The following is a 25,706-nucleotide window of genomic DNA, read 5'->3' on the forward strand; positions in this document are numbered from 1 at the left end:
ACATGTGCCTCGATTGTCCCCCAACTCCATTTTGTGGTTATTGGGGTCCGTGTAATAACGGTAATTTATGGTACAGAGCCGTACCGATTGCCACGGTCAAGATCAAGGAGTAAGCCATGCCAGAATATGTGATGCAGAAAAAGGAGTTGGCACAAGCGGCGTTGAAACTCAGGGACGTATTGTGTGTGGCTAAAGAGGACTTCCTGAAAGAGGGGTGCCCGGGAAGTGCTGGATGTGTCGACTACGCCCTTGAGCTGCTTAATCCAATTCTGGATTTGTGCATTGCGAAGAAGTTGGAAGAGTCATTTTACTTTACGGCATACATGGGCCGGATCATGGGGGACCATCTTGGATATTCCAAATATTCAGCCATATTGGTATGACCTTTGCGATTTAGGGCGTGGGGGCTGACTCCAGAGGAGTTTGCAAAAACCGATTTTGTGAAACTCCGCCTGATGCCCAAGCAGTTACGCCCGCCGCCCGAATATCAACCCGGCGAGGCCCAACAGGAGAGGGTCAAGAGAGAATTGAAGTTCAAGGAGAAATAATGGAACTAGCCACGATCTCGCCCCGGAGGGGGAGGGATTGAGTACCCGGTTGGGGTGAAATTCGTAGTTATTGGGAGCCCGGTTTAAGAAAAAATGAATTCTTGAAAGCGCAAGGAGAAAACATTGATGGTGACAACAGACGACAAACCGAACGACACGCCGAAGCGATCGAAGTCCAAGAGGACGCCTGCGCTCTGCTTCAAGACGGGCGGGGACGTGCGTGAAGCACGTCGCAGGCTTGGCATGAATCAAGTGGCGTTCTGGGGGGTGCTCGGCGTGACCCAATCGGCGGGTTCGCGCTACGAGTCCGGGCGCAACATTCCCAAGCCGGTCCAGATATTGCTGCACGTGGCCTACGCGACGGAAAGGCAGACGGAGGTCTTTCTCGACTACCTGCGTCCCAATCGCTCGCGCGATTGAATCCGCCAGGGGGCGGGGGTGGTGAATTCGATGCTCATCGAAGCGGCCGACGTCATTGGGGATGACGGGGCTTCTCTGCAATCCAATCAGGGAGTTATCAATGAAACGTTACTTTGGCCTTGTTATTGCCATTGCCGCCTTGCTGCTCGGGGGGTGCGCCGGCACGCCGCAGCGAGAGGTAAGCCTTGCCCAGGAAGTGCTGGGGCCGAAAACAGGGAGAGTGGGTGTGGCAATGACGCCGTTGCCCAAGGCGGACACCCAGTTTCCCGGAGCCTATTGCCTGTTGTGTCTGGCCGCTGCGTCGCTGGCCAATTCGACGCTGACTTCTCACGTGCAGACGCTTCCAACCGAGGATGTGTCCAGGCTGAAGGGCGAGATTGCCGGCCTGATCACGGGGAAGGGCATGAAGGCGCATGTGATCGAGGAGAGTATCGACCTCGATGCGTTGCCCGAATTCGGTACCAAGGGGCCGGATATCGCACTGAAGGATTTTTCCTCACTGCGCAGGAAATACGACATCGACAAGCTCGTTGTGATTTCCATCCATAGGCTTGGTGTCGTGCGCTCGTATTCCGCATATTTTCCGACGAGCGACCCGCACGGCGCAATTGGCGGCCTTGGCTACATGATCGATCTCGCCAGCAACCGCTACGAGTGGTATCAGCCCATGGGCGTCACAAAGAGTGTGGACGGTGAATGGGATGAGCCGCCGAAATTTCCCGGCGTGACGAATGCGTATTTCCAGGCGGTGGAGGCCGGCAGGGATATGCTTCTCAAGCCCTTCAGCAATTGATCGACCGGGTCCGCTCCATGTGCGCAGGCCCGAACTGGATTGCCATCATGATGAATGCAGGACGAGCCGGCCTGGCCGCATTGTTTGCTGGCCTGCTCGCAATACCGGGGGCTGCTGTGCGGGCCGATGAGGGCGAGGCGCCGCTTCCGGCGGAAACGGTACAGGCGTCCGAAGCGCCGCTGTGGTCTCTGCGCGTGCCGGCGGACGGGGCGGTGGCCTACCGGGGGATAGCCAGCTTCGATGGGGTTGGCGCCGAGGTCGGCAACGTGCCTTATCCCGCTCCGAATGCAGCCGTCCTGCTGGTGGCATTGATCACACACGGCATCGTGATCGAATCATCCAGGAGTCGCCAGCGCAGCGCGCGTGAAGAGGCTGCCGACGCAATTTTGCAGCCTTACCGGGCAGTGCTGGAGGGTTACCGGTACGACGAATTGATGCGGCTCGGTATCGGGAAGATGGCGATCGCCGGTGGAAAGCAGTGCGTGGCGCCGGCCGATGGGCATCCGGAGGGTACCTGGCTGGTCGACAGCATGCCGGTCTTTTCACTGACGCAGGATCAACGGGCGCTGGTGCTGGACAACGCCATCGCGGTCCATGCGCCCGGCGTTCCGGCGGAGTCCGGCTACAGGAACGTTGTCAGGGCGGTGTCGCAGGCGATGGCCGGAGATGATCCCGTGTCGTTCTGGACCATGGACGAAGGCCGGCGTCTCAAGGAGGTGAGCGCGGCTTTGCTGGCGGAATCCCTCGATGCGGCGCTGGACGACATGCGTGTGCGGCCGCAGGCGGACGAGGTGCCATATAAAACCTTCCGCTATCGCGAAGGCGGTGTGGACAAGGTCGAGCGTGCCCAACCGGTCGGCGAGTATTGCCAGCGGGTCGTGATGCGAACCTTGCGCGGCGGCCTCATGATCGTCCCGGCCGGGCCAGGTGCCTCCGGCGCCGAGGCCGAACAAGGCTGCCAGAGGGCAAGCTTCTCCGTAGCGGCGCAGTAGCCGCCGCCCACTTTGGGGAATGGGCCGCATTGCTCGCTCGCGCGAGCCGGCTTGCCGCGCGCCTGTGATCCTGGCGCCGGCGCCACTTCCCGGCCATGCAGGTTCGTGCCGCTGGCCGCCGTCCGCAAAGACTTTCTCGAGATCGCCCGTTGCATCATTTCTGGCGGGATTTGCGAAAGGCATGGCATGCAACACGATCCGAAGTAGTGGGCAGGTTGCATCAACAGACCCGGGAGGCGGCGCTTGGCGGTGCGGGAGAACCGTTTATATACATGCGGTTGATGCATCCGGGCGATGGTTGCAGCCGCAATCCCCTGAACGGCATGCCGCCTGACGTGCCGCCGGCTGCGCCGCCATGTCGTGCGGGTTTGTTTACCAGATATAAATATCTGGTTCGGGTTCAGGAATTGAAAAGGAATTTTCCCATTCGGCGTATTGATGTGAATTGCATTTCTTCAGGGCCGGATTACAGATCTCTTTGTGGGAACAGGCACTAGGGCGAACGGACTATTTTTCAAAGATCGATTACGCAGGGAGTTTTCACATGCGGACTTTATCGTTGCGGCGCCCCTTCGTTCGGGTGCGCCACCAACGACCTAAGGAAATAAACATGATTAGAAAATCTCTGCGGATGGGCTTCATTGCCGCTCTGGCTACCGCTGCCTTTGTTCCTTCTCTGGCCTCCGCCCAGGCGCTGGACTTGTCTCGATATACCCTGACGGCGTCTTTTGCGCTTCCGGGAACGGCATCGGAATCCTCCGCCATCACCTGGAATTGGGATAGCGATACGCTCTTCGTCGTGGGCGATGAAGGCGAATACATCACCGAAGTCTCCAGAACGGGTACGGTGATCGGCAGCATGCGCTTGACGGGTTTCGACGACACCGAGGCGCTGACCTACGTCGGAAACGGCCAGTTCGTCATCGGCGAAGAGCGCATCCAGGACGTCTATCGCCTCACCTACCAGGCTGGCACGACCGTTGCCCGCAACAGCCTCGCGTCCGTGTCGCTGGGTGGCACCGTCGGCAACGTGGGCCTGGAGGGCATCTCCTACGATCGCCGCGACGGCTCGTTCGTGACCGTGAAGGAGAAGAGCCCGCAGGCCGTGCGTGCCGGTGGCATCGACTTCGGTACGGGCACCCATACCCTGGCGGATCTGTTCTCCCCGGCGCTCGGTGTGTCCGACCTGTCCGACGTGCAGGTGTTGTCGGGCTTCGCGGGTACCGGCTTTGCCGACAACCTGCTGATCTACAGCCAGGAATCGCAGCGCCTGCTGGAGGTTACCCGCGGCGGCCAGATCGTGAGCACTTTCGATTTCACGTTTATCAGCGGCATCGCCGAGGGTGTGACCATCGCCGGCGACGGCACGATCTTCATCACCGATGAATCGCCCTACGTCTATGTGCTCAGCGCTCCGCCCGTCCCCGAGCCTGAAACCTATGCGCTGATGCTTGCCGGCCTGTGCGCCGTCGGCTTCATTGCGCGCCGTCGTGCCTGATTGTTCATCCCCAGCCGTCTCAATCCATTTTCAACTCCTACCAAAAAGGAATACGCCATGAATCGCCTCAACAAGTATCTGATCGCAATCGCCGCCCTCATCGCCGCCGGCAGCGCCTCCGCTGCGCACCCCAGCGGTGTCGTGATCACCGAGTGGATGTACCAGGGCGCCAACGACACCAATCGCGAGTTCATCGAATTCACCAACCTGGGCCCGGTCGCGGTCGATTTCACCGGCTGGAGCTATGACGACGACTCCCGCAACGCCGGTACCTTTCCGCTGTCCTTCTTCGGCATCGTCGAGTCCGGCGAATCGATCATCATCACCGAGATGAACCCGAATGCGTTCCGTACCGCGTGGGGTCTGGACGCCAGCGTGAAGGTGTGGGGGCCCTACACCAACAACCTGGGCAATGGCGACGAGATCAACCTGTACGACAACCTGGGAACCCTGGTGGATCGTCTGAAGTATGGCAACAACCCGCGTACGCGCGGCATCAGCGGCCACGCCACCAGCGCCGAGGCACTGGGTGCCAACGATGTGTCGCAATGGATCTTCTCGTCGGTGGGCGACAGCGAAGGTTCCTGGCAATCGACCCTGGGCGACATCGGCAGCCCGGGCCGTACCGCCTTTGCCGCCGCGGTTCCCGAACCCGAAACCTATGCGATGCTGATCGCCGGCCTTGGCCTGATCGGCGCGCTGTCCCGTCGCCGCGCGCAGCGCTGACCCGCACTACCCCGCAGGATGGCCGGAAGGGCGTTGCCCTTCCGGCCATTTTCTTTGGGCGCACAAACCGGGAGACCGGCGACGCCCTGCCCATCGCATTTCGCTTGAATGCCGCCGGCGCTTGGGTTGAGGCGCTTGCACGCTCGCTGAAACACGACAGGTGGATGACTGTGGCATCATCTGTGCCTGACATGCTTTGGCAGTACGGAATTTGCAAGAGCTAGCCAGGTGGATATGCCGACCGACACATCTAGTAGTGGCCAACCCGACGAAGCAGTGAGAATCCGAGAGTGGCTCGGCGATGACGCTCTGGCCTATCTGTTGAAGAAGCACGCTGGCGGGGTCAGCGGAGCAAAAGGGGTGCGTTACGAGGACGTCTTTGCTGTCGTCCAAGTGGCCGAGTCGGCCCGCAGCAAGGGACAGGCATGCAGCGACGTGCGCCTGGAGGCACAAGTACCGCTCTGTTTCGTGGATGATCTCTGCGTGACGGACACGGCGGTTCCGCACCGGCGTTACTTCCAGCTCAAGAACAGCCCCGGTGCGAGCTGGTTCTCCGGTCAGGGATCGCTTGCCTGCGACTGCGTCCAACAGGAGCAACTGTGCCGCCTCAAGGGTGAAACAGGGACAGATCTGGTGATCGTGACGTCCGATCGGAAAGCAGCTCAGCGATTGAAGGACACAATGCCTGACGGCCTGAAGGGCTTCACGCGGGTGATGTGGTTTCCGTGGGAGGTATCGCTGCCGCTGCTGTGCGAGAAATGGATAGCCGAATTCTCGGCCCTTGCCTGGCTGTCGAAGCATGCCGAGCCCACGTTCCACGACGTCGTCGAGGTACTTGGCGTTCTATGCGGGGCCTGGATCAGGCATGGCGGGTCCGTCACGGCTCATCAGGTGTTCGAGGCGGCACGGAGTAGCTCGCCCACCCTCATCCGGCCTTTGGTGCCGGACGATGAAGCGGTCCATGCGCTGCGGGATGACTTCAAAGTCGCGATAGCCGGGGTCGAGAATTTTTCTTATAGTGTCGTGAAGGGGTTTTTTGCCTGGGAAATGCGGCATGCAAACGGGACGATGACCTCCGGCGTGCTGTCTCATGATTGCTTTTCCGATCAGTTCAAAGCCCTGCAGTCGCGCGTGGTCAAGTTGGCCCCCTTAACGTTCGAGTCGATGGAGGATCAGTTGCTATGAGGGAGTACACCCCCTTTGCAACCAGCAAAGACCGCACGTCCTTGTCGATCCTGGCTGACGAGCGCACCTCGCCGGTCGAATACCAGGCGGCGCTTCGGGGCCTTGGCTGCAGCTTGGCCGATTCGCTGCTCGTCGAAGTCGGCAACGATCTTCCAAATCGCCTGTGCATCGTCTGCACCGTTGAGGATGCCGATTCCCTGGGCGCGGGGATCATCACCCGGCTCGAGGAAAAGGGGCTGGGTGATCGCATTCGCATCGTTTGTTTCTGGAACGACCGCATCGACCTGGAAGAGATGTCTCTTGCTCCCATCCTCAAGGAGTACCGGGAGCCCTGCAACGTCGAAGACTCTGCGCTGATCGTCGTCAAGTCGATCATCTCCAGCGCCTGCGTGGTCCGGACCAACCTCGCCAACCTGGTTGCGAGGGCGATGCCGAAGCGCATCTTCGTCGTCGCCCCGGTCATGTTCAAGGGTGCGGACGATAGCCTGCGCCGCGATTTCGATCCGGCTGTCTCCAGCCGCTTCGAGTACATCACGCTCGCCATCGATGACGAGAAGCGAGACGGCAAGTGGATCGTGCCGGGCGTGGGGGGTGATATCTACACGCGCCTGGGCTATGGCGGTGCGCACCAGAAGAACTTGCATGTGCCGGCGCTGGTGAAAGCGCGGCGCCAGCGCGCAGCGCTGACTGCGTAGCAACATCACTCGCACCGGACCGGACGGACTCCCGCCCTTTCTCCGGTCAATGCTGCGGTCGCCGGTGCGTTACCGCCCTGAGCAGGACGCGAAGCCGCGTCGCGCCGGGGCGGATGGCATTCTGCCCGGAGCCCTGCCCGTCAGCGTCGTGCCGGCTGGTTCGCCAGCCACGCTTCGTAGCCGCCCTTGAGCGGACGCACGGAAAGATAACCTGCGTCCAGCAGGCGCCTTGCCGCTTCGATCGCGGTGGCATCGCCGGGGCAGGCGCACATCGTGACGATCGGCCGTTCCCTGGGCCAGTTGCCGACCGCTTCGGACAGGCGGTCCAGTTCCGCGGCGGTCGCGCCTGCGATGTGCCCCGTCCGGGCCACGATCGTGGGGCCGCGCAGGTCGAGGAAGAGGGGGGTTTGTTCCGCCTGCATCGCCGCGAGAAGTTCCGCCGGGGTGATGTGCGGCAGCCCGGCCAGGGAGCGGAAGCGGTATTTCTGCCAGAGTTTCCAGCACAGCCAGATCGCCAGTATCGCCACCACGACCATTGCCGCCGTGCTCATGTGGCGGTCGAGATAGGCGATGGCGGTCTGCACTTCGTACCGCAGCAGCCATCCGGCCCACAGGGTCAGCCCCGCCCACAGGGCCGCGCCGATCCCGGCCGCGACCACGAAGCCGGCCAGGTTCATGCGCAGCGCGCCGGCGATCGGGGGCGCGACCGTCGAGAATCCCGGAATGAACTTGGCCACGACCAGGGAGGCCAGGCCCCAGCGCACGAAGCGCGCCTCGGTCTGGGTCACGCAGGAGCCGGGGTTGATCGACAGCTTGCACAGTCCCGACAGCACCTTGTAGCCGAAGGCGCGTCCGGCGAGATACCACAGCCAGTCGGCGAACACGGAGGCGACGACGGCTGCGGCCAGCAGCTCCGCCATCTGCCCGGTGCCGGCCATCAGGCTGCCCGCGAGCAGCAGGGTGGGCATGACGGGCACGGGCAGCCCGACCTGTTGCATCAGCACGTTCACGAACACGACCCAGACCGCGTCGCGCTGCAGGGATTCGGTGATCTGGGAGAGGTCCATCGGTGTCGTTCCGGGTTGTGGTCAGTGCTTGATCCGAGGCGCGATCATGCCATTCCTTGCCGGCCCGGCGGCACTGCCGGCCGCGTCGCCACGTGCTTCATTTGCCCGCATGCACCGAGCGCAGATGGCCCGCCGGCTTCTCGGCGGCCGGGGCTTCCTTCGAGGCGTCCGACAGGCCGGAGAGGATGCCGCACTGGTCCGCCGGGCGGATCTCGCCGCAGCGCCGGCGCAGTTCCCTGAGGTGCTTTTCGAGGAGGCGCAGTTCGCGGATGCGGCGGGAGACGTGCCCGATGTGTTCGTCGAGCAGGTGGTTCACCTCGCCGCAGTCGTCGTCGGGGGCATCCTTGAACCTGAGCAGCGTGCGGATCTCGTCCAGCGACATGTCGAGGCTGCGGCAGTAGCGGATGAACTGCAGCCGTTCCAGGTGCCGTTCCTCGTAGACGCGGAAGTTGCCCTGGGACCGGGCCGGTTCGGGGAGCAGTCCCTCGCGTTCGTAGTAGCGGATGGTCTCGACCGGCGTGGAGGTGGCGGCAGCCAGTTCGCCTATCTTCATCGGGTTCTCCGTCGTCCGGCGGTTGCGGGTCCGGGCAGGGTTGACTCTGTAGCGGCTACGGGATTTTAAATGATCGCGAAGGGCCGCCGGGCCCGCCGTTGCCAGAGGCCGACATGTCCACCCATTGCGCTCACGACGAACACCACCACCACCACGGCGGGCCGGTGCATGGCCAGGCGCACCCGCGGGAGTCGGCCGCGTCGGCCTGCGGTTGTGCCGGCGGCTGCGGCGAGGTGGCCGGGGCCGCGCCGCGGGCGTCCGTCCTGGACGCGGGCGGCGGTGCGCTGCTGCTGCGCGTGCCGGAGATGGACTGCCCGGTGGAGGAAGGCCGGATCCGCGCCGCGCTCGAACGCTTTCCCGCCATCCGGCGCCTGCGGTTCGATTTGCCGGGGCGGGCGCTGAGGGTCGAGGCGCCGCAGGGCGACTGGCCGGACATCGTCGCCGCCATCCGCGATGCGGGCTTTCCGTCCGAAACGCTCGAAGGCCCGGTCGCCGCCGGGGAGGGCATGCGGCGCCAGCGGCAGGCGTGGATGCGGCTGGGGGCGGCGCTCGCGGTCGCGGTGCTGGCGGAGGCCATCGACTTCGTCGTGCCGGATACCGCTGCGTGGGAACTGGCGGGCATGGCCGTGGCGGCGGTCGCCATCGTGCTGGCGGGGACGTCGGTGTTCCGCAAGGGGTGGTCCGCGCTGCTGCGCGGCGAACTCAACATCAATGCGCTGATGTCGGTCGCCGTCGCCGGCGCCTTCGTCATCGGCCAGTGGCCGGAAGCGGCGATGGTCATGGCGCTCTACGCGCTGGCCGAACTCATCGAGGCCCGCGCGGTGGATCGGGCGCGCAATGCCATCAAGGGCCTGCTGGAACTGGCGCCGCCGCAGGCGGAGGTGTTGCGGCCGGATGGTTCCTGGGCAGTGGTGGCGGTGGGGGCGATCCGCGTCGGCGACCTTGTGCGCGTGCGTCCCGGCGAGCGCGTGGCGCTCGATGGCGTGGTGAAGTCGGGGCAGGGCGCGGTCGACCAGTCCGCCGTCACCGGCGAGAGCATGCCGGTGGACAAGGGGCCGGGCGACGCGGTGTTCGCGGGACCATCAACCAGAGCGGCGGGCTGGCGTTCGAGGTCGCGGCGCCGGCCGGCGACACGGTGCTGGCGCGGATCATCCACGCGGTGGAAGAGGCGCAGGGCAAGCGCGCGCCGACGCAGCGCTTCGTGGACCGGTTCGCGGCGCGCTATACGCCGTTCGTCTTCGCGCTGGCCGTGGCGGTCGCGGTGGGGGCGCCGCTGCTGCTGGGCTGGGCGTGGACGGCCAGCCTCTACAAGGCCCTGGTGCTGCTCGTCATCGCCTGCCCCTGCGCGCTGGTGATCTCGACGCCGGTGACGGTGGTCAGCGGCTTGGCCGCCGCGGCGCGCCGGGGCATCCTGATCAAGGGCGGCGTCCATCTGGAAGAGGCGCGCAAGCTCAAGCACGTGGCGCTGGACAAGACGGGCACGCTCACCGAGGGGCGGCCGGTGCTGGTGGCGCGGCAGGTTCTTGCGCAGGACGTGCCGGAGGGCGAAATCCTGCGCGTCGCATCGAGCCTGGCCGCCCGCTCCGACCACCCGGTCTCGAAGGCCATCGCGGCCGGGCTGGGCGGGCCGGCGCTGCCGGTGGAGCGCTTCGGCGCCCTGCCCGGCCAGGGCATCCACGGCATGGTCGGCGGGCGGGAATACGTCCTCGGCAACCATCGCTGCCTCCACGACCGCGGGCTGTGCTCTCCCGAACTCGAAGCGCTGCTGCATGGACACGAGCGCGAGGGGCGGACGGTGACCCTGCTCGCGGGCGGCGAGCGCGTGCTCGCCATGTTCGCGGTGGCCGACGTTCCCAGGGCGACGTCCGCGGCGGCCGTGCGGGAACTGGTCGCGCTCGGGGTCGTGCCGGTCGTCCTGACCGGCGACAACCCGTCGACGGCGCGCTGCATCGCCGATCAGGCGGGCATCGCCGACGTGCGGGCCAACCTGCTGCCGCACGAAAAGCTCGAAGCCATCCGGTCGCTGGCCGGCGCCGGCGGCGGGGTCGCCATGGTCGGCGACGGCATCAACGATGCGCCCGCGCTCGCCGCCGCGAGCATCGGTTTCGCGATGGGGCACGCGGGTACGCATACGGCCATGGAGGCGGCCGACGTGGTCATCATGAACGACGACCTCCGCCGCATCCCCGAAACCATCCGGCTGTCGCGGCGCACGCACGCCGTGCTGTGGCAGAACATCGTCCTGGCGCTGGGCATCAAGCTTGTCTTTCTGCTGCTGGCGGTGTTCGACGACGCGACGATGTGGATGGCGGTGTTCGCCGACATGGGTGCGAGCCTGCTGGTGGTGTTCAATGGGCTGCGCCTGCTGCGCGGGGCACCGCGGGCATGACCGCGTCGGTGTCCGCTTGCGCGCGCTGGGCGACGGGGCCGGGCGGGAACGGTTCGCGATATACTCCTGCCGTGCGTCGCCTCGCTGCCCTTTTCCTCCTGGTGCTGTTGCCGCTGCAAGCCCTGTGGGCTGCGGCGGCGCCGTATTGCCAGCATGAAAGAGCGCCGGCGACGGTACACTTTGGCCATCATGCCCACGAGCACGAAGCGTCGGGCAGCGGTACGCCGGCCATGCCGCTTCCCGGCGGCGACCATGGCGACTGTCACGCCTGCCACGGATGGTGCAGCGCCCTGCCGGTGACCGACGAGGCGGCCCACGCCGACCCGGGCCGGCCGATGCACGAGCTTGGCCGGCTGCACGCACTGCCCTCCCCACCCCCGTCCCTGCCCGAACGCCCCGACTGGCTCACCCTCGCCTGAACGGCGAGGCGGACCCGGGCCATCCCTCCTGACGATTCGACGCGGCCTTTCGCAGGCCGTCGCGGGCGCGCGTCTGCGCCCCGTCGAACCGTGCCTCGCCGATTCCCCCATGTGGTTCATCACAGGAGAAGAATCGGATGCACGGAAACAGCATCAATGCGCTATGCGCGGTGGCCATCGCGATGGCCGCCGGCGTTCCGGCGTGGGCGCAGCCCCCGGGGCGGCGGCACCGGTGTCGCTGAAGGACGCGTTTGACCTTGCCTGGGAACGGCAGCCGGAGGCGCGCTCCGCCGCTGCACGCCGCGATGCGGCCCAGGCGGCCCGGGCGGTGGCCGCGAGCTGGTCCGCCGAGGCACCCGCACTGGAACTGAGCGCAAAGTCGGACCGCCCCGGCTCCAACGACGGTAGCCGGGAATACGAGGTCGGCCTTGCCATTCCCTTGTGGCTGCCGGGCGAGCGCCCGCGTGCCGGCGCCCTCGCCGACGCAGAAGCGAAGGCACTGGAAAGCCGCTTCCTTGCCGCCAGGCTGAGCCTGGCCGAGGCCGTCCGCGATGCGTGGTGGGCCTGTCATCGTGCCGCGAGCGAACTGGCCCTCGCGCAGGACCGCCTCGTCAACACCCGGCAACTGGCTGCCGACGTGGCGCGCCGCGTCAAGGCCGGCGAACTGTCGCGGGCGGACCAGCACCAGGCCGAGGGTGCGGTGGCCCGGGCGGAGGCCGCCCAGGCCGAGGCGCTGGGCGCGAGGAACGCGGCGCTGGCCGCGCTGCAGGGCGTCGTCGGTCATGCCGGCTTGACGCCGGGTGCCGGGGAGGCCGGGCCGGAGCCGATGCCGGAGGAGGTGCCGGACGCGATGCCGCCGTCCGGCCATCCGGCCATCGATGAACTGAGCGACCGCGCCAGCGTGGCCAGGCGGGCGGCGGAGCTGGCGGCGGTCCAGGACCGCGCCAGCCCCGAACTCATCCTCGCCGCCACCCGCGAGCGCGGCCGGTCCGGCGAGGACTTCGGCCAGTCATTCACCGTGGGCATCCGCATTCCGTTCGGCGGCGGCGCGCGGGCGCAGGCCAGGCAGGCGGTGGCACGGGCCGAGGCGCTCGACACCGAGGCCCAGGCCGAGGTCGAGCGCGCGAGGGTGGCCGCCGGCATCGAATCGGCCCGCGCCCGCATGCGTGCCACGCAGGCGCAGGCCGAGGCCGCCGACAGGCGCGCCCGGCTCGCGCGGGAGACCCGGAGCTTCTTCGACAAATCCTTCCAGCTGGGCGAATCAGACCTGCCTGCGCGGTTGCGCGTGGAACTCGAAGCGGCCGAAGCGGAAAGAGATCTCGCCCGGGCGCGCATCGATGCCGCGGCGGCGGTCTCCGCGCTGCGCCAGTCCCTCGGCCTGCTGCCGTAGGCGGGCGGGATGGCACGACAAGAACCTCGATCGATTTCACATCACATGAAGATGACCACAGACATCAAAGCACTGACCGTGGCGGCAATGCTCGCCACCGCTTCCTTCGGCGCGCCTGCCGGCGATGGCCACGACCATGGCGGCGAGAAGCCGGTTGCCGCCGGCGCTCCCGCCATGCCGCGCTTCGCAGCGAGCACCGGGACCTTCGAACTGGTTGGGGTGCTCGACGGCAGGACGCTCAGCCTTTACCTCGACCGCGCGGCGGACAACAGTCCCGTGCCGGACGCCTTGCTCGAACTGGAGGTGGGCGGCGCCGCGGTCGCCGTCGAACGCACCGGCGAAGGCATGTTCGAGGCGACGCTGGCGGCGGAGCCCGAACCCGGCGAGGTCCCGGTGACCGCGACGGTGGTCGCCGGCGACGAAACCGACCTGCTGGCGGGGGAACTCGATATCCACGGCGCCGCCCATGCCGGCACGGAAGGCGGCGGCACGGCGTGGACGGCCGTTGCCGGCTGGAGCGCGGCCGCGTTCGCCGCCGCCGCTTTCCTGTACGGCCTGGGGCGGGTCCGGGCCGCGCGCAGCGGAGGTGCGGCATGAAGCGGCACATCTTCCCGCCGATGCAGATCCTGGCGATGCTGGCCGTCGCGGCCCTGGCCGCGCCGGCGGCCAAGGCCGATGCCGGGCACGATCACGGCGATGCGCCGCCGGCCGCGAGCGGCGATGGCCCCAGGCGCCTGCCCGACGGCAGCGTGTTCCTGCCCAAGCCGGCGCAGCGCCAGTTCGCCGTCCGGACGCTGCAGGTAGCCGAGGCCGAACTGCCCAGGGCTTTCGAACTTGCCGGCCGGGTGATGATGGACCCCGACGCCGGCGGCAAGGTGCAGGCGGCGCTCGCGGGGCGCATCGAGGCCAGGCCGAACGGCCTGCCCCGTGCCGGCCAGTCCGTCCGCAAGGGCGAGGTGCTGGCCTATGTGGTACCGAGCGCGGGCGCCATCGAGCGCGCGAACCAACTCGCCCAGCGGGCCGAACTGCGCGCCGCCCGGAGTCTGGCCGAGAAGCGCCTGGCGCGGCTGAGGGAACTCTCCGACACCGTGCCGCGCAAGGAGATCGAGGCTGCCGAAAGCGAGGTGGAGAGCCTGGCCGAACGCCTGGGGGCAGTGGCGGCGGGCCTTGGCGGCCGCGACGCGCTGGCCGCGCCGGTGTCCGGCGTCATCGCGTCGGCGCATGCCGTCGCCGGGCAGGTGGTCGAGCCTGGGGAACTCGTGTTCGAGGTCGTCGACCCGCGCCGCCTGCAGATCGAAGCGCTGGCCTACGACGTGCCGCAGGCGCAAGGCATTGCGGGGGCCTTCCTCGGCCTGGGCGGCGAGCGGGTGCCGCTCCGCCTCGTCGGTACCGCACGCAGTCTGCGCGACCAGGCGCTGCCGGTGACCTTCTCGGCCGACGGCGAAGCGCTGCAACGGCTGGCGGTGGGGCAGCCGGTGCAGGTCGTGGCGCATTCGGCCGCGCGCGTGAAGGGAGTGCCCGTGCCGCTTGCCGCGCTGACGAGGAATCCTGCCAACCAGGACATCGTCTGGGTCAAGGAGCGGCCGGAGCATTTCGTGCCGCGGACGGTGCGCTACGAGCCGCTGGACGGTACCTCGGTTGCCGTCACCTCGGGCCTTGGGCCGGGCGAGCGGGTGGTGGTCCAAGGGGCCGCCTTCGTCAACCAGGTTCGTTGAAGGAGTGGCGCGCGATGTTCAAGTGGCTACTTGAGAACAGCCTGTCCAACCGCCTGCTGGTGCTCATGGCCAGCCTGGCGCTGATGGCCTATGGCGCGTTCACCTTGTCCCGCACGGCGGTGGACGTGTTTCCCGACCTGAACAAGCCGACGGTCACGATCATGACCGAGGCGGGGGAATGGCCGCCGAGGAGGTCGAGCAGCTCATCACCTTTCCGCTCGAGACGACGATGAACGGGCTGCCGGGCGTGGATGGCGTGCGCTCGGTCTCCAGCGCGGGGCTGTCCTTCATCTACGTCGCCTTCGACTGGCGCACCGACATCTTCAGGGCGCGCCAGATGGTGTCCGAGCGGCTGTCGTCGATGGAGGAGGGGCTGCCGCAGGGGGTGACGCCGCGCATGGGGCCCATCAGTTCGGTGATGGGCGAGATCATGCAGATCGCCATCCCGATCGACGCCGGCAGGATTTCGCCCATGGCGGTGCGCGAGTACGCCGACTGGGTGCTGCGTCCCCGGCTGATGGCCATCCCGGGGGTGGCGCAGGTGATCCCGATCGGCGGCGAGGTGCGCCAGTTCCAGGTCCAGCCCAGCACTGTCCGCATGGCCGGGCTGGGCATCTCGCACGACCAGATCGAGGCGGCGCTGCAGGGGTTCGCGTCGAACACGTCCGGCGGCTTCCTGGAGCTGAACGGCCGCGAGTACCTCATCCGCCACCTCGGCCGCACCTCCCGGCTGGACGACCTGAAGAACCTGGCGCTGACCGCGAGGGACGGCCAGCCGGTGCTGCTGCGCCAGGTTGCCGAGGTCAGCTTCGCCGCCGCGCTCAAGCGCGGCGACGCCGGATTCGAGGGCAAGCCGGCGGTCATCCTGGGTATCCAGAAGCAGCCGACCGCCGACACCATCGACTTGACCCGGACCGTCGAAGCGGCGCTGGTCGACCTGAGGAAGTCGTTGCCGGCCGGCATGGAGGCGCCGCGGGTCACCTTCCGCCAGGCGAGCTTCATCGAAGCCTCGGTGGCCACGCTGCAAGGCAAGCTCATCGGCGCGTCGGTATTCGTGGCGGTGATCCTGTTCGTGTTCCTGGGGACGCTGCGGCCGACCGTCATCGCGCTGGTCGCCATCCCGGTCTCCATCCTCGTGACGGCGCTGGTGTTCAGGCACTTCGGGCTTTCCATCAACACGATGACGCTCGGCGGGTTGGCGATCGCCATCGGCGGGCTGGTGGACGACGCCGTCGTCGGGGTCGAGAACGTGCTGCGCCGCCTGAAGGTCGATCGGGAGGAGCATCCGCACCGCCGCCTGCACCCGCTGGAAGTGGTGAAGGCCGCCACCCTGGAGGTGCGTTCCGCCATCCTCTACGCCACGGTCATCATCGTCCTGGTGTTCCTGCCCCTGTTCGCGCTGCCGGGCATGGAAGGGCGGCTGTTCATGCCGCTGGGCATCGCCTTCATCGTGTCGACGCTGGTCTCCCTGGTGGTGTCGGTGACGATCACCCCCGTCCTGGCCTTCTACCTGCTGCCGGCGATGAAGTCGCTCGGGCACGGCGACACGCGCTTCCTGGCGTGGCTGAAGACGCGCTATCGCGGCGCGCTGCAGAAAGTCCTGGACCGTCCCAGGGCGGCGGTCGCGGCCGCAGGCGCAGCCGTCCTGCTCGCGGCGGCGGCGGTGCCGCTGTTCCCGACGACCTTCCTGCCGCCGTTCAACGAGGGAACCCTGCTGATCGGCATCCGGCTCAACCCGGGGGTGACGCTGACCGAATCCGCGGTGCTGGCGCGGCAGGCCGAGATCCTCGTCGGTCAGGTGCCCGAAGTCACGCACGTGGGGCGGCGCAGCGGGCGCGCGGAACTCGACGAGCATGCCGAAGGCGTGCATGTGAGCGAACTCGACGTGGGGCTGAAGCCGGCCGCCGAACTGACGCGCAGCATGGCCGAGATCCAGGCCGACATCCGCGCGCGCCTCGCCGGCCTGCCCGCCGCGATCGCCATCGGGCAGCCCATCTCGCACCGCATCGATCACATGCTGTCGGGCGTGCGCTCGCAGATCGCCATCAAGCTCTTCGGCGAGGACCTCGACACCCTGCGCGGCCAGGCGGAGGCGCTGCGCTCGCGCCTGGCGGGGATTCCGGGCCTGGCCGACCTGGAGGTGGAAAAGCAGGTGCTCGCCCCGCAGATCAAGGTGCGCATCGACTACGCCGCCGCCGTGCAGTACGGGGTGCCGGTGCCCCGGATACTGTCGGCGCTGCAGAGCCTCGTCGAAGGCGAGAAGGTGGCCCAGATCGTCGAGGGCGGGCGGCGTTTCGCGCTCGTCGTCCGGTTGCCGGAAGACGCCCGTTCGATCGAGGGCCTCGGCCGGATACTGCTGGAGACGCCCGGCGGCCGGATTCCGCTGTCCAGGGTGGCCACCATCGAGGACGGGGACGGCCCCAACCAGATCAGCCGCGACGACGGCAAGCGGCGCATCGTGCTGTCGGCCAACGCACAGGGACGGCCCCTGTCCGAGGTGGTCGCCGACATCCGCACGGCGGTGGCCGAAACCCGGCTGCCCGACGGCTACTTCGTCACCCTGGGCGGCCAGTTCCAGGCGCAGGAGGAGGCGAGCCGCCTCGTCGGCATGCTGTCGGCCGTGTCCCTGGTCATGATGTTCGTGGTGCTCTACAGCCGCTACAAGTCGGCGACGCTGTCGGTGCTCATCATGGCGAACATCCCGCTCGCGCTCGTCGGCGCGGTGCTGGGCCTGTGGCTGTCGGGCCAGCCGCTGTCGGTGGCGGCGCTGATCGGCTTCATCACGCTGGCCGGCATCTCGGTGCGCAACGGCATCCTGAAGGTCAGCCACTACCTCAACCTGATGCGCATCGAGGGCGAGCGCTTCGATCACGCGATGATCGTGCGCGGCTCGCTGGAACGGCTGAGCCCGGTGCTGATGACCGCCCTGGTCACGGCCTTCGCGCTCGCCCCCCTGCTCTTCGAGGCGGAGCGCCCCGGTACCGAGATCCTCAACCCGGTGGCCGTGGTCATCTTCTCCGGCCTCATCAGCTCCACGCTGCTCGACACCTTCCTCACTCCGGCGATGTTCTGGCTGTTCGGCCGCCGGGACGCCGAGCGCCTGCTCGACGACGCCGATACCGAGGCCTTCTGACCCGAAAGCGCTTTTTTTTCAAAGGAGATCGCAATGCGCATCGTCAGTTTCGTTTTCGCCCTGTCCATCGGGCTCGCCGCCGTGCTCCTCGCCGGCTGCGCGGCCACCGCAACGCCGGCCCCGCATGCGCAGGTGCCCTTCTGCCACAAGGACACGCACGGACGCAGCCGGGTATGCACGCAGAATGCCGCGCCCGGCCCCGAGCGGGACGCCGAAGCCAAGCAGTTCAGGGCATCGCCCGACGCCCTGACGCTGTATATCGTGCGCAACGGCCGGGGAGACTGGCTCCACGCCATCGATGTGTCCGTCGATGGGCATCCCGTCGTGGAGACTGTTCCCGGCTCGATGGTACGGCTGCGCCTCAAGCCGGGTCCGCATCGCCTGGCCTTCGAGTCCGGGGGCCGGACCTACGAGACCACGGTCGGTGGAGAGGCGGGGCAGATCGTCTTCGCGGGCGTCGAAGGCAGGGAGATCGCGTGGCACGACTCCCACGCGTGGAGCGGCGAATCCGCCGAACGCCTGAAGGCCCGCGCGGCGACGGCGAGGCTGGTGGCCGACGTCCGCTACGATTGACCGTCCGCGGGCGCGGTGATGCGTGCCCCGCGGACCGGCGCTCCGGCCGATGTCCGCGAAGCACATGCGCATCCTTGTGCCGCCGGCCGTCTTCTCGGCATGCCGGGCGGACGGTCGGCGGCGCCATGTCGCCGCGCCTTCGGCGCTCGGGCCGGGCTCAACCGGCGCCGAGCGCGAACGCCGCGTCCTTCAGCGTTTCCGGCGACGGATAGGCTCTCTTGCTCTGGCTCAGGCCGAGGTCGAGGAACATCTCGCACAGCTTGTAGGCGATGACGCCCGGGTTGAGCACCGGCACCGGCAGGCGCGAGGCCAGGTAGGCGTGCGACTGGTGCATGGTGGTGGAGCCCAGCACGATGACGTCGGCGCCGTCGTCCCCGATCGCCTTCAGCGCGGCGTCCTCCAGCTTGCCGAAGACGATGTCCTCCTTGCCGCTGAGCAGTTCCACCGTGTCGGGCCGCACCTCGATGGCGCGGATCGACGCCACGCGCGATTCCAGCCCGTATTCGCGCAGCGTCTTGCGGTAGAGCGGGAACCAGCGCTCCCACATGGTGAGGATGCTGAACTTGTGGCCCAGCATGGATGCCACGTGGAAGGCGCTCTGCCCCGGCGACAGCACCGGGATGTCCAGCCGCGAGCGCAGCGCGGCGAGGCCGGAATCGCTGACGGTGTTGATGCACACCGCGTCGAAGCCTTCCACCTGCGCCTGCAGGCCGGCCTGGATGACGGCCTGTTCCATGATCGCCATGTCGTAGTAGCTGTCGGCCAGCGTGATCGTGCTGCCGGCGCCGACGAAGCTCACCTCGATGTCGCCGCGGCGGAATTCCGGCGGCAGTTGCGATTCCACCATCGGCCGGGTCGCCTCGCTCATCGGCACCGGAAAGATCATCTTGACGCGTTTGCCCATCGTTTCGTCTCCTTGCCTGCGTGGATGCGTGGGGCGCCGCTCAGGCCGCGCACATGCCGCCGTCCACCGAAATGAAGCTGCCGGTGACGTAGGACGAGCGGCCGGAGAGCAGCCACAGCACCGCGTCGCTCACCTCGCGCGGCTGGCCGATGCGGTGCATGGGCACGCCGTCGTCGTACATGTGGTCGTCGCCGCCGGTGACGCGGTCGTAGCTCGCGGTCTTGATCGGGCCGGGGCACACCGCGTTCACGCGGATGCCCTGCTGCGCGTAGTCCAGCGCCGCGGCGCGGGTGGCGCCGAGCACGCCGTGCTTGGCGGCCACGTAGTAGGCCAGGTGCGGCATGGCCTTGAGGCCGAAGATGGAGCTGTTGTTGACGATGGCGCCGCCGCCGGTCTTGAGCATCGCCGCCGCCTCGTACTTCATCATGTACAGCACGCCCTTGAGGTTGATGTCGATGACGTCCGAGATGTCGGCGTCGGGCGTCTCGTGGATGTCGCAGAACTCGCGCTGCAGGCCGGCGTTGTTGAAGGCGCCGTCGAGGCGGCCGAAGGCGTCCAGCGCGCGCTGCACCAGCGCCGCGCAGTCGGCCGGTTTCGACACGTCGGTGGGCTGGAACACCGCCGTGCCGCCGGTGGCGGCGATGGCGGCGGCCACCGCCTCGCCGGCGGCCCGGTTGCGGTTGCCGAGCACGATGCGCGCGCCTGCGGCCGCCAGCGCCATGCAGGCATCGCGCCCCATGCCGCTGCCGCTGCCGGTGACGATGACGACCTTGTCCTCGAGTTCGGGGTAGTTGCTCACGTTTCGACTCCTGTCGGGTTGGATTGCGGCGGGTGTCGCCGTCGTTGGAATGCTTTCTTTCAGCGCGCCGCCGGGATGCGTCCGAGCACCGCTTCCAGCGCGATGCCGATCGCCAGCAGGCGGCGGTCGTCGCCGGCGTGGCCGTCGAGTTCGAAGCCCACCGGCAGGCCGGTCTTCGCGCCCAGCCCGACCGGCAACTGGATGCCGGGCAGGCCGGCGCTGGCCGAGGGTTCGGTGTTCTGGATCAGCAGCGAGAAGTTCTGCGGCTCGCTCACGTCCGGCTTCGCCGGCGGGGCGACCACCGGCGTGGTCGGAAAGACGAACGCATCGAGCCGGTGGCGCTCGAACAGCGCGCGGTAGTGCGCGCGCAGCGCCGGGCGGCCGGTGTTCTGCGCCATTTCGTACAGCGGGGCGGAATCGACGATGTTGCCGTCGGCGTCCAGCGCCTTGCGCGGCAGCACGAAGGTGTCGTAGATGCCGGCCACGTCGGGGCTGGCGATGCCGGCGCGCAGTTCTTCGATGCCGATGCCGGGGCCTTGCGTCGCCAGGTAGTCGGCCATGTCGCCGCGGGCTTCGTGGAACACCACCGGGAAGCCGACGGCGTTGTTCAGCGCCATGATGTCCTTGTCGTCCACCTCGACGAAGGTGACGCCCGCGGCTTCGAGCCTGCGGCGCACGTCGGCGGCGATGGGCGCGACTTCGCCGTCCATGTTGGCCCAGAAGTCGGGCACCACGCCCAGGCGCAGCGCCTTCAGCTCGACCGGCGGCAGCGCCTGCTCGCCGGTGATGAGGCCGTCGAGCAAGGCGACGTCGGCCATGCACAGCGCCATCGGCCCGGCGGTGTCGCGGCTGCTCGAGATCGGCGCGATGCCCTGCCCCGGGTAGCGGCCCATGCTCGGGCGCAGCGACGCGCAGCCGTTGAGCGCGGGCGGGATGCGCATCGAGCCGCCGGTGTCGGTGCCCAGCGCGGCCGGCGCCATGCGCGCGCCCAGTGCGGCGGCGCTGCCCGACGACGAGCCGCCGGCGATGCGCGCCGGGTCGTAGGGGTTGCGCACGCCGACCACGTCCGGCACGTGGAAGGCGGCGTTGTAGCCGGTGGCGCCGAAGGCCAGTTCGTGCATGTTGGTCTTGCCGAGCATGATGGCGCCGGCCTCGCGCAGCCTGCGCACCACCGGCGCGTCCTCGGCCGGCACGAAGTCCGCCAGCGCCGGCGTGCCGGCGGTGGAGGGCATGCCGGCGACGTGGATGTTGTCCTTCACCACCACCGGGATGCCGGCGAGCGGGCCGAGGGGCCGGCCTTCCCGGCGCGCGGCATCCACCGCGCGGGCGGCGGCCAGCGCGCCGTCCTCGTCCAGCGTGATGAAGACGTTGAGGTCGCGGCGCGCGCGGGCGCGCCCGATGTAGGCGCGGACGAGCGCCTCGCTGGTGAGGCTGCCGTCGGCGAGGCCGCGCAGCGCGCCGGCCAGGGTCAGGCGGTCGATATCCACGGCCGCGGCGCGGCCCGGCGTCGGGGAGGCGGTGGTCTGGGGCATGGTCTGTCCTCTGTCGGGGAATGAAGGTCGTGGCGGCGTCAGCACGGCGGGCGCGCCTTGTGCCATCCGGTGTCGCGCTGCAGCGCCATGCCGGCGCCCAGCAGCGACCGCTCCGCGCCCTTCCTGGCGACGAGCTGGAAGCCGATCGGCATGCCTTCGGCGGTGTGGCCGCAGGGCAGGGTCAGCGACGGATGGCCGGAGATGTTGAACGGTGCGGTGTATTGGATCAGGCGCTGGTTGGCTTCCGGGTCGGCGGCCAGCGCGCCGAGCCGGTCGTACGTGGGTGCGGCGAAGGGCTGCACCGGCACCAGCAGCAGGTCGATGGTCTCGAGCAGGGCGTTGACGCGGCCGGTGAAGGCGGCCGCCGACAGCAGCAGGCGCTGGTAGCCCATGCCGTCGAGGCTGCGGCCGATCTCGATCAGCCGGCTCAGCGCCGGGCCGTATTCGGCGGCGCGGGCGGGATAGGTGCCGGCATGCGCGACCGCGGTCTGCACGCCGCATTGCGCCTCCCACTGGCCGGCGATGTGCCAGGCATCGGGAAAGCGCACTTCGCTGATCGAGGCGCCCAGGCTGCGCAGCGCGGCCTGCGCGTTCTCCACCGCGCGCTGGGTGGCGTCGTCGGTGCCGTTGGAGTTCCAGTAGGGATCGACCCCGATGCGCAAGCCCTTCAGGCTGGCTTCGTCCGCCGCGACAGGGGAACGGCCGGGCAGCGAAGTCGGGTCGAGCGGGTCGTGGCCCTCGATGGCGTCGAACAGGATGCGCGCGTCGGCGGCGCTGCGCGCGATCGGCCCGACGTGGTCGAGCAGCGCCGCCAGTTCGAAGCTGCCGTGGCGGCTCACCCGGCCCCAGGTCGGCTTGAGCCCGGTGAGGCCGTTCGCCGCGCATGGAAAGCGGATCGAGCCGCCGCTGTCAGTGCCGAGCGAGGCGTGGCACAGGCCGGCGGCGGTGGCGACGCCGGAGCCGCTGGACGAGGCGCCGGTCCAGTGGTCGGCCCCCCACGGGTTCACCGGCGGGGCGATGGACGGGTGATGGGTGGCGAAGGCGCCTTCCGTGAGCTGCAGCTTGCCCAGGATGATCGCGCCGGCCTGGCGCAGGCGGCGCACCACGGTCGCATCCTCGGCGGGCACGAAGCCGGCATGGACGGTGGTGCCGGCGGCGGTGGCGACACCCTTCGTCCAGAACAGGTCCTTCACCGCGAGCGGGATGCCGTGCAGCAGGCCGCGGTACTCGCCGCGCATGATCAGGGTTTCGGCGGCGCGGGCCTCGGCGCGCGCCTCGTCGGCGGTGACGCGGGCATAGGCGCGCAGGCGGCCGTCGAGCGCTTCGATGCGCGCGAGCATCGCCTCCGTCAGCTCGACCGGCGACAGCCGGCGCCCGCGCAGCAGCGGGGCGAGTTCGGCGATTTCCAGGTAGTGCGGTTCGCTGGCGGCGCTCATTCAACGGCCCTCCGGGAAGGCCGGCAGGGGGTGCGCGGCGTTGCCGGTCACGTGCATGCGCACGCCGGCTGCGGTGGCGAAGCGGCTGGCGCCCGGGGGGACGAAAGGCTCGCCGTCTGGCCCTCGGTTCATGGTCGGACTCCCTGTTGCGTGTCGTCGTTGCGCGGCCGCGCGGGCGGGGACGCCGGCCCGCCGCGGCCTCACAGCCCGAGTTCCTTGCGCGTGCGCGTCAGCGTGTCGATGACCACGTACATGATCTTGTGCGCGCAGGGGATGAGGTCCGGCACGTAGGTCGCGCCCATGCCGCCCAGCCCTTCGGCGACCGGCAGCGGCGGGTTGGGCGCGGGCCACGGCCAGCCGATGCGCACGGTGGGCACGCCGTAGCGGCGCAGCGCGGTGCCGTCGGTCTGCCCGCCGAGCAGGTCCGGGGTGCCGAGCGTGCGCTGTTCGACGTGCTCCCAGCCGCGCCTGGCCGACTGCACGACCCAGTTGTGCGGGTCGGTGGTGCCGCCGGGCACCGAGCCGTACATCTCCCAGTCGACCACGATGTCGGGATGGCGCTGCCGCAGCCCGGCGACGAAGCCGGCGAACTGCGACTTCACCTCGGCCGGCGAGGTGCGCGGGTTGATGCGGACGTCGAGGAAGATCTCGGTGATCGCCGACGGAAAGGCGGGCCGCTCCGGATTGCCGGAGCGCACGCCGGCGATCCAGCCGTGCGGCTTCACCACGCCCGAGGTGTTGCGGTCGGCGTATTCGAGCAGCCAGTCGTCCAGTTCCCGGATCACCGTCGCCGCCGGCACGACCGAGCTGCGGAAGGCGGGCAGGTCGTGCGGCACGCCGGCGTAGCCCAGGGTGCCGTGCACCCGCAGCTTGAACCAGCCCATGCCGGGTTCCTCGTGATAGACCCAGTTCCACGGCTTCATGATCAGCGCGAAGTCGGCCGCCGCGCCGCGGTTGAGCAGGTGCAGCACGCCATTGGACATGCCGGCATGGTTGCGCGCGGCGATGTCGACCGGCATGCCGCCGTCGGCCATGCCGACCAGCAGGTCGCCGGTGATGGGCACGCCGGCCTCGATGAGCGCGGTGGCGACCTCGGTCAGCGTCGCCACCATGGCCTTGGGGTTGGAGGCGCCGAGGCCGAACACCCAGTCGTCCAGCATCTGCGCGCGCGGCTGCATGTCGGCCTCGCCCTTGGCGCCGGTCCATGCGCGCTCGGCCTCGTCGAGTTCGAGGTGGGTGTCGATCGGCGCATACAGCATCAGCGTCGCGCCGCCGCCGCTGCCGCGCAGTTCGGCGAGGAGGTTGCCGCTGGTGTCGGTCATCGGCTGGTAGCGCGAGTCGAGCCCGGCCGCGGCGAGGCGCCGGGCCATGAACTCGCTCGCGGCGCGCGCGGCGCCGGTGGGGCTGTGGATGTCGACGATGTCGAACAGCAGTTGCTGCAGGCGCTGCGGGTCGATCCTGGCGCAGGCCCGGTCGTACCAGGCGCGCTGCTCGGCGGTGAAGGTGGGCTGGAACGAGGCATTCATGGCGGGCTCCCGGGTCAATGGCTGGCGACGAACTGTTCGTTGTAGATGTGTTCCTGCGGCACGCCGAGTTCGACCAGGCGACGGCTGGCGGCGTCGATCATCGGCTGCGGGCCGCACAGGTAGGCGACGGTGTCGGGGCCGCCGTCGCCTTCGCGCAGGGCGGACACGGGGCTGCCCTCGATCAGCGATCCGGTGGCGCAGCGGTCGACGCAGATGCGCGTCTCCAGCGTGGGCAGCCACTGCCGGCGCAGTTCGAGTTCGTCCAGGCAGAACAGGGCCTCCGGCGTGGCGCAGCCGAAGCTGAGCAGCATCGGCGGCTTGCGCCCGCCCCACTGGCGGATGCCGTCGATCATCGACAGCACCGGCGCCAGCCCGGTGCCGCCGGCGACGAAGATGTGCCGGGCGCGGCGGTGCTCTTCGCGCAGGAAGAAGGCGCCGTAGGGGCCCTTGAGCTTGACCACGTCGTCCGGGCGCGCCCGGTGCTGCAGCCATTCCGACATGGCGCCGCCGGGCAGGAGGCGCACGAGCAGTTCGAGGCGCGGCAGGGCGGCGGCAATGCTGGCCGGCGAATAGCTGCGCACCTCTTCGGTGCCGGGCACCTCGACCTGCACGTACTGGCCGGGGCGGAAGTCCAGCCAGTCGCCGTCGGCCAGTTCCAGCGTCAGCCTGGCGACGTTGGAGGCGATGCGCTCGATGGCATCGACGAAGGCATGCGCCACCACCGCGGTGTTGAGGCCGGCCGTGCTGGTGTAGGGCAGTTCGAAGGTGCAGTCCGACTGCGCCTGGGTGACGCACAGCAGGCGCTGGCCGGCGGCGTATTCGCTGCCCAGCAGGCTGGCGCTCGAGCCGGCCCGCGTGGCGGCCTGCCCCGCGGAAAGGGTGGCGATGCAACTGGAGCAACTGCCCGAATGGCACTGGTGCATCAGTGGCGCGCCCGCCTCGAGGGCGGCATCGAGCACGGTGCGGTCGTTCTCGACGTCGATCAGGTGCGTCACGCCGTCGGCGAAGCGCAGGGTTATCTGGTGCGGTCGATCGTTCATGAGGCTCGTTTCCATGGCTTGCTTACACCGCGCCCGGAGTGCGGCGCGTCGGATGCATCCTAGGAATCGGGCCGGTGGAAGTCGCTCCGCTGGAGAACGCGTTTATCCCTGCAGTGCAGTTTTCTGATGGCGTATTTCGGTGCGCGGCAATCGGATCGCGCACGGAAATGGGGAAATGCGCATTGCCGGAACCGGCCTCGATCGAATCGAATGGATTCAATTCGGGAATTGCGCGCAATGCGTGGAGTGCACAGTTTATCCCTGGAGTGCACGAATTGCGTCCAGGAGCACGGCGCGCGCCCGGCCGGTGCACTTCGGCACGGCCTTTGCTTAGGAAAATCATGGACTAAGGCGCCGGGGGCGATCCCCGGTG

General features: G+C 68.4%; 23 protein-coding genes and 2 pseudogenes. 16 read left to right on the forward strand and 9 right to left on the reverse strand.

Annotated features, from left to right (window positions below; translation table 11 throughout):
* Positions 1-116: 116 nt before the first annotated feature.
* From CCZ27_RS20715 to CCZ27_RS20750, 8 genes are all read left to right on the forward strand, one after another.
* A complete protein-coding gene (locus tag CCZ27_RS20715; RefSeq protein ID WP_157748668.1) occupies positions 117-383 on the forward strand; it encodes a hypothetical protein in 267 nt (88 codons plus the stop codon).
* Positions 384-674: 291 nt separating this feature from the next.
* On the forward strand, positions 675-968 hold the full coding sequence (locus CCZ27_RS24800; protein WP_385960798.1) for a helix-turn-helix domain-containing protein: 294 nt from the start codon (positions 675-677) through the stop codon (positions 966-968).
* A gap of 100 nt (positions 969-1,068) precedes the next feature.
* A complete protein-coding gene (locus tag CCZ27_RS20725; protein WP_198363213.1) occupies positions 1,069-1,761 on the forward strand; it encodes a hypothetical protein in 693 nt (230 codons plus the stop codon).
* 47 nt (positions 1,762-1,808) lie between these two features.
* Positions 1,809-2,753, forward strand: coding sequence for a hypothetical protein (locus tag CCZ27_RS20730; RefSeq protein WP_157748669.1), 945 nt, complete (start codon positions 1,809-1,811; stop codon positions 2,751-2,753).
* 610 nt (positions 2,754-3,363) lie between these two features.
* Positions 3,364-4,251, forward strand: a complete 888-nt coding sequence (locus CCZ27_RS20735) for an SdiA-regulated domain-containing protein (RefSeq protein ID WP_198363214.1) — start codon at positions 3,364-3,366, stop codon at positions 4,249-4,251.
* Between the two features lie 57 nt (positions 4,252-4,308).
* Entirely contained in the window at positions 4,309-4,977 is a 669-nt protein-coding gene (locus tag CCZ27_RS24420; protein WP_096451383.1) for a lamin tail domain-containing protein, read from the forward strand.
* A 228-nt stretch (positions 4,978-5,205) separates the two neighbouring features.
* Positions 5,206-6,162, forward strand: a complete 957-nt coding sequence (locus CCZ27_RS20745) for a hypothetical protein (protein WP_157748670.1) — start codon at positions 5,206-5,208, stop codon at positions 6,160-6,162.
* Positions 6,159-6,857, forward strand: a complete 699-nt coding sequence (locus CCZ27_RS20750; RefSeq protein WP_096451387.1) for a hypothetical protein — start codon at positions 6,159-6,161, stop codon at positions 6,855-6,857. The genes CCZ27_RS20745 and CCZ27_RS20750 overlap by 4 nt, the downstream gene beginning before the upstream one ends.
* A gap of 140 nt (positions 6,858-6,997) precedes the next feature.
* Here CCZ27_RS20750 and CCZ27_RS20755 read toward each other — a convergent pair whose 3' ends face one another.
* The gene (locus CCZ27_RS20755) at positions 6,998-7,924 is read right to left on the reverse strand and encodes a VTT domain-containing protein (protein WP_096451389.1); all 927 of its coding nucleotides are present in this window, start codon (positions 7,922-7,924) and stop codon (positions 6,998-7,000) included.
* A 97-nt stretch (positions 7,925-8,021) separates the two neighbouring features.
* Positions 8,022-8,477 carry a Cd(II)/Pb(II)-responsive transcriptional regulator gene (cadR, locus tag CCZ27_RS20760; protein WP_096451391.1) on the reverse strand — a complete coding sequence of 152 codons (456 nt, stop codon included), beginning with the start codon at positions 8,475-8,477 and terminating at the stop codon, positions 8,022-8,024.
* Between the two features lie 779 nt (positions 8,478-9,256).
* On the opposite strand from cadR, the pseudogene CCZ27_RS24850 reads away from it, so the two are divergent.
* The 8 genes and pseudogenes from CCZ27_RS24850 to CCZ27_RS20795 form a co-directional block, all read left to right on the forward strand.
* Positions 9,257-9,499, forward strand: a pseudogene (locus CCZ27_RS24850) (P-type ATPase actuator domain-containing protein); the annotation flags it as partial.
* 77 nt (positions 9,500-9,576) lie between these two features.
* Positions 9,577-10,866 (forward strand): heavy metal translocating P-type ATPase, encoded by a 1,290-nt coding sequence (locus tag CCZ27_RS20765; protein ID WP_503660840.1) that lies wholly within the window; start codon positions 9,577-9,579, stop codon positions 10,864-10,866.
* Positions 10,867-10,937: 71 nt separating this feature from the next.
* Positions 10,938-11,285 (forward strand): hypothetical protein, encoded by a 348-nt coding sequence (locus CCZ27_RS24580; RefSeq protein ID WP_096451393.1) that lies wholly within the window; start codon positions 10,938-10,940, stop codon positions 11,283-11,285.
* Between the two features lie 202 nt (positions 11,286-11,487).
* Positions 11,488-12,675 (forward strand): TolC family protein, encoded by a 1,188-nt coding sequence (locus CCZ27_RS20775; RefSeq protein ID WP_198363215.1) that lies wholly within the window; start codon positions 11,488-11,490, stop codon positions 12,673-12,675.
* Positions 12,676-12,720: 45 nt separating this feature from the next.
* Complete coding sequence (locus CCZ27_RS20780) at positions 12,721-13,272, forward strand: hypothetical protein (RefSeq protein WP_198363216.1); 552 nt, start codon at positions 12,721-12,723, stop codon at positions 13,270-13,272.
* The gene (locus CCZ27_RS20785; protein ID WP_096451397.1) at positions 13,269-14,390 is read left to right on the forward strand and encodes an efflux RND transporter periplasmic adaptor subunit; all 1,122 of its coding nucleotides are present in this window, start codon (positions 13,269-13,271) and stop codon (positions 14,388-14,390) included. Before CCZ27_RS20780 ends, CCZ27_RS20785 begins: the two co-directional genes overlap by 4 nt.
* Before the next feature lie 14 nt (positions 14,391-14,404).
* Positions 14,405-17,523, forward strand: a pseudogene (locus CCZ27_RS20790) (efflux RND transporter permease subunit).
* Between the two features lie 33 nt (positions 17,524-17,556).
* Positions 17,557-18,096 (forward strand): hypothetical protein, encoded by a 540-nt coding sequence (locus CCZ27_RS20795; protein WP_096451399.1) that lies wholly within the window; start codon positions 17,557-17,559, stop codon positions 18,094-18,096.
* 157 nt (positions 18,097-18,253) lie between these two features.
* Here CCZ27_RS20795 and CCZ27_RS20800 read toward each other — a convergent pair whose 3' ends face one another.
* The 7 genes from CCZ27_RS20800 to CCZ27_RS20825 all read right to left on the reverse strand — a co-directional run bounded on the left by CCZ27_RS20800 (position 18,254) and on the right by CCZ27_RS20825 (position 25,333).
* Positions 18,254-19,000 (reverse strand): aspartate/glutamate racemase family protein, encoded by a 747-nt coding sequence (locus tag CCZ27_RS20800; RefSeq protein ID WP_096451401.1) that lies wholly within the window; start codon positions 18,998-19,000, stop codon positions 18,254-18,256.
* A gap of 40 nt (positions 19,001-19,040) precedes the next feature.
* The gene (locus CCZ27_RS20805; protein WP_096451403.1) at positions 19,041-19,799 is read right to left on the reverse strand and encodes an SDR family NAD(P)-dependent oxidoreductase; all 759 of its coding nucleotides are present in this window, start codon (positions 19,797-19,799) and stop codon (positions 19,041-19,043) included.
* 59 nt (positions 19,800-19,858) lie between these two features.
* A complete protein-coding gene (gene iaaH, locus CCZ27_RS20810) occupies positions 19,859-21,331 on the reverse strand; it encodes an indoleacetamide hydrolase (protein WP_096451405.1) in 1,473 nt (490 codons plus the stop codon).
* Between the two features lie 38 nt (positions 21,332-21,369).
* The gene (locus CCZ27_RS20815; RefSeq protein ID WP_096451407.1) at positions 21,370-22,767 is read right to left on the reverse strand and encodes an amidase; all 1,398 of its coding nucleotides are present in this window, start codon (positions 22,765-22,767) and stop codon (positions 21,370-21,372) included.
* A complete protein-coding gene (locus CCZ27_RS24585) occupies positions 22,768-22,899 on the reverse strand; it encodes a hypothetical protein (protein ID WP_269769084.1) in 132 nt (43 codons plus the stop codon).
* A 68-nt stretch (positions 22,900-22,967) separates the two neighbouring features.
* Positions 22,968-24,293 carry a M20 family metallopeptidase gene (locus CCZ27_RS20820; protein ID WP_096451409.1) on the reverse strand — a complete coding sequence of 442 codons (1,326 nt, stop codon included), beginning with the start codon at positions 24,291-24,293 and terminating at the stop codon, positions 22,968-22,970.
* A 14-nt stretch (positions 24,294-24,307) separates the two neighbouring features.
* The gene (locus tag CCZ27_RS20825) at positions 24,308-25,333 is read right to left on the reverse strand and encodes an FAD-binding oxidoreductase (RefSeq protein WP_096452854.1); all 1,026 of its coding nucleotides are present in this window, start codon (positions 25,331-25,333) and stop codon (positions 24,308-24,310) included.
* Positions 25,334-25,706: the final 373 nt, after the last annotated feature.

Origin of the sequence: Thauera sp. K11 (assembly GCF_002354895.1) — a bacterium.
Classification (GTDB): Bacteria; Pseudomonadota; Gammaproteobacteria; order Burkholderiales; family Rhodocyclaceae; genus Thauera; species Thauera sinica.

Coding starts and splice junctions, on each gene's coding strand:
- CCZ27_RS20715 (WP_157748668.1), top strand. CDS start 117: ATGCCAGAATATGTGATGCAGAAAAAGGAGTTGGCACAAGCGGCGTTG.
- CCZ27_RS20725 (WP_198363213.1), top strand. CDS start 1,069: ATGAAACGTTACTTTGGCCTTGTTATTGCCATTGCCGCCTTGCTGCTC.
- CCZ27_RS20750 (WP_096451387.1), top strand. CDS start 6,159: ATGAGGGAGTACACCCCCTTTGCAACCAGCAAAGACCGCACGTCCTTG.
- iaaH (WP_096451405.1), bottom strand. CDS start 21,331: ATGCCCCAGACCACCGCCTCCCCGACGCCGGGCCGCGCCGCGGCCGTG.
- CCZ27_RS20820 (WP_096451409.1), bottom strand. CDS start 24,293: ATGAATGCCTCGTTCCAGCCCACCTTCACCGCCGAGCAGCGCGCCTGG.
- CCZ27_RS20825 (WP_096452854.1), bottom strand. CDS start 25,333: ATGAACGATCGACCGCACCAGATAACCCTGCGCTTCGCCGACGGCGTG.
- CCZ27_RS24585 (WP_269769084.1), bottom strand. CDS start 22,899: ATGAACCGAGGGCCAGACGGCGAGCCTTTCGTCCCCCCGGGCGCCAGC.
- CCZ27_RS20795 (WP_096451399.1), top strand. CDS start 17,557: ATGCGCATCGTCAGTTTCGTTTTCGCCCTGTCCATCGGGCTCGCCGCC.
- CCZ27_RS24420 (WP_096451383.1), top strand. CDS start 4,309: ATGAATCGCCTCAACAAGTATCTGATCGCAATCGCCGCCCTCATCGCC.
- CCZ27_RS20755 (WP_096451389.1), bottom strand. CDS start 7,924: ATGGACCTCTCCCAGATCACCGAATCCCTGCAGCGCGACGCGGTCTGG.
- CCZ27_RS20815 (WP_096451407.1), bottom strand. CDS start 22,767: ATGAGCGCCGCCAGCGAACCGCACTACCTGGAAATCGCCGAACTCGCC.
- CCZ27_RS20785 (WP_096451397.1), top strand. CDS start 13,269: ATGAAGCGGCACATCTTCCCGCCGATGCAGATCCTGGCGATGCTGGCC.
- CCZ27_RS20735 (WP_198363214.1), top strand. CDS start 3,364: ATGATTAGAAAATCTCTGCGGATGGGCTTCATTGCCGCTCTGGCTACC.
- cadR (WP_096451391.1), bottom strand. CDS start 8,477: ATGAAGATAGGCGAACTGGCTGCCGCCACCTCCACGCCGGTCGAGACC.
- CCZ27_RS24800 (WP_385960798.1), top strand. CDS start 675: ATGGTGACAACAGACGACAAACCGAACGACACGCCGAAGCGATCGAAG.
- CCZ27_RS20780 (WP_198363216.1), top strand. CDS start 12,721: ATGAAGATGACCACAGACATCAAAGCACTGACCGTGGCGGCAATGCTC.
- CCZ27_RS20730 (WP_157748669.1), top strand. CDS start 1,809: ATGATGAATGCAGGACGAGCCGGCCTGGCCGCATTGTTTGCTGGCCTG.
- CCZ27_RS20800 (WP_096451401.1), bottom strand. CDS start 19,000: ATGGGCAAACGCGTCAAGATGATCTTTCCGGTGCCGATGAGCGAGGCG.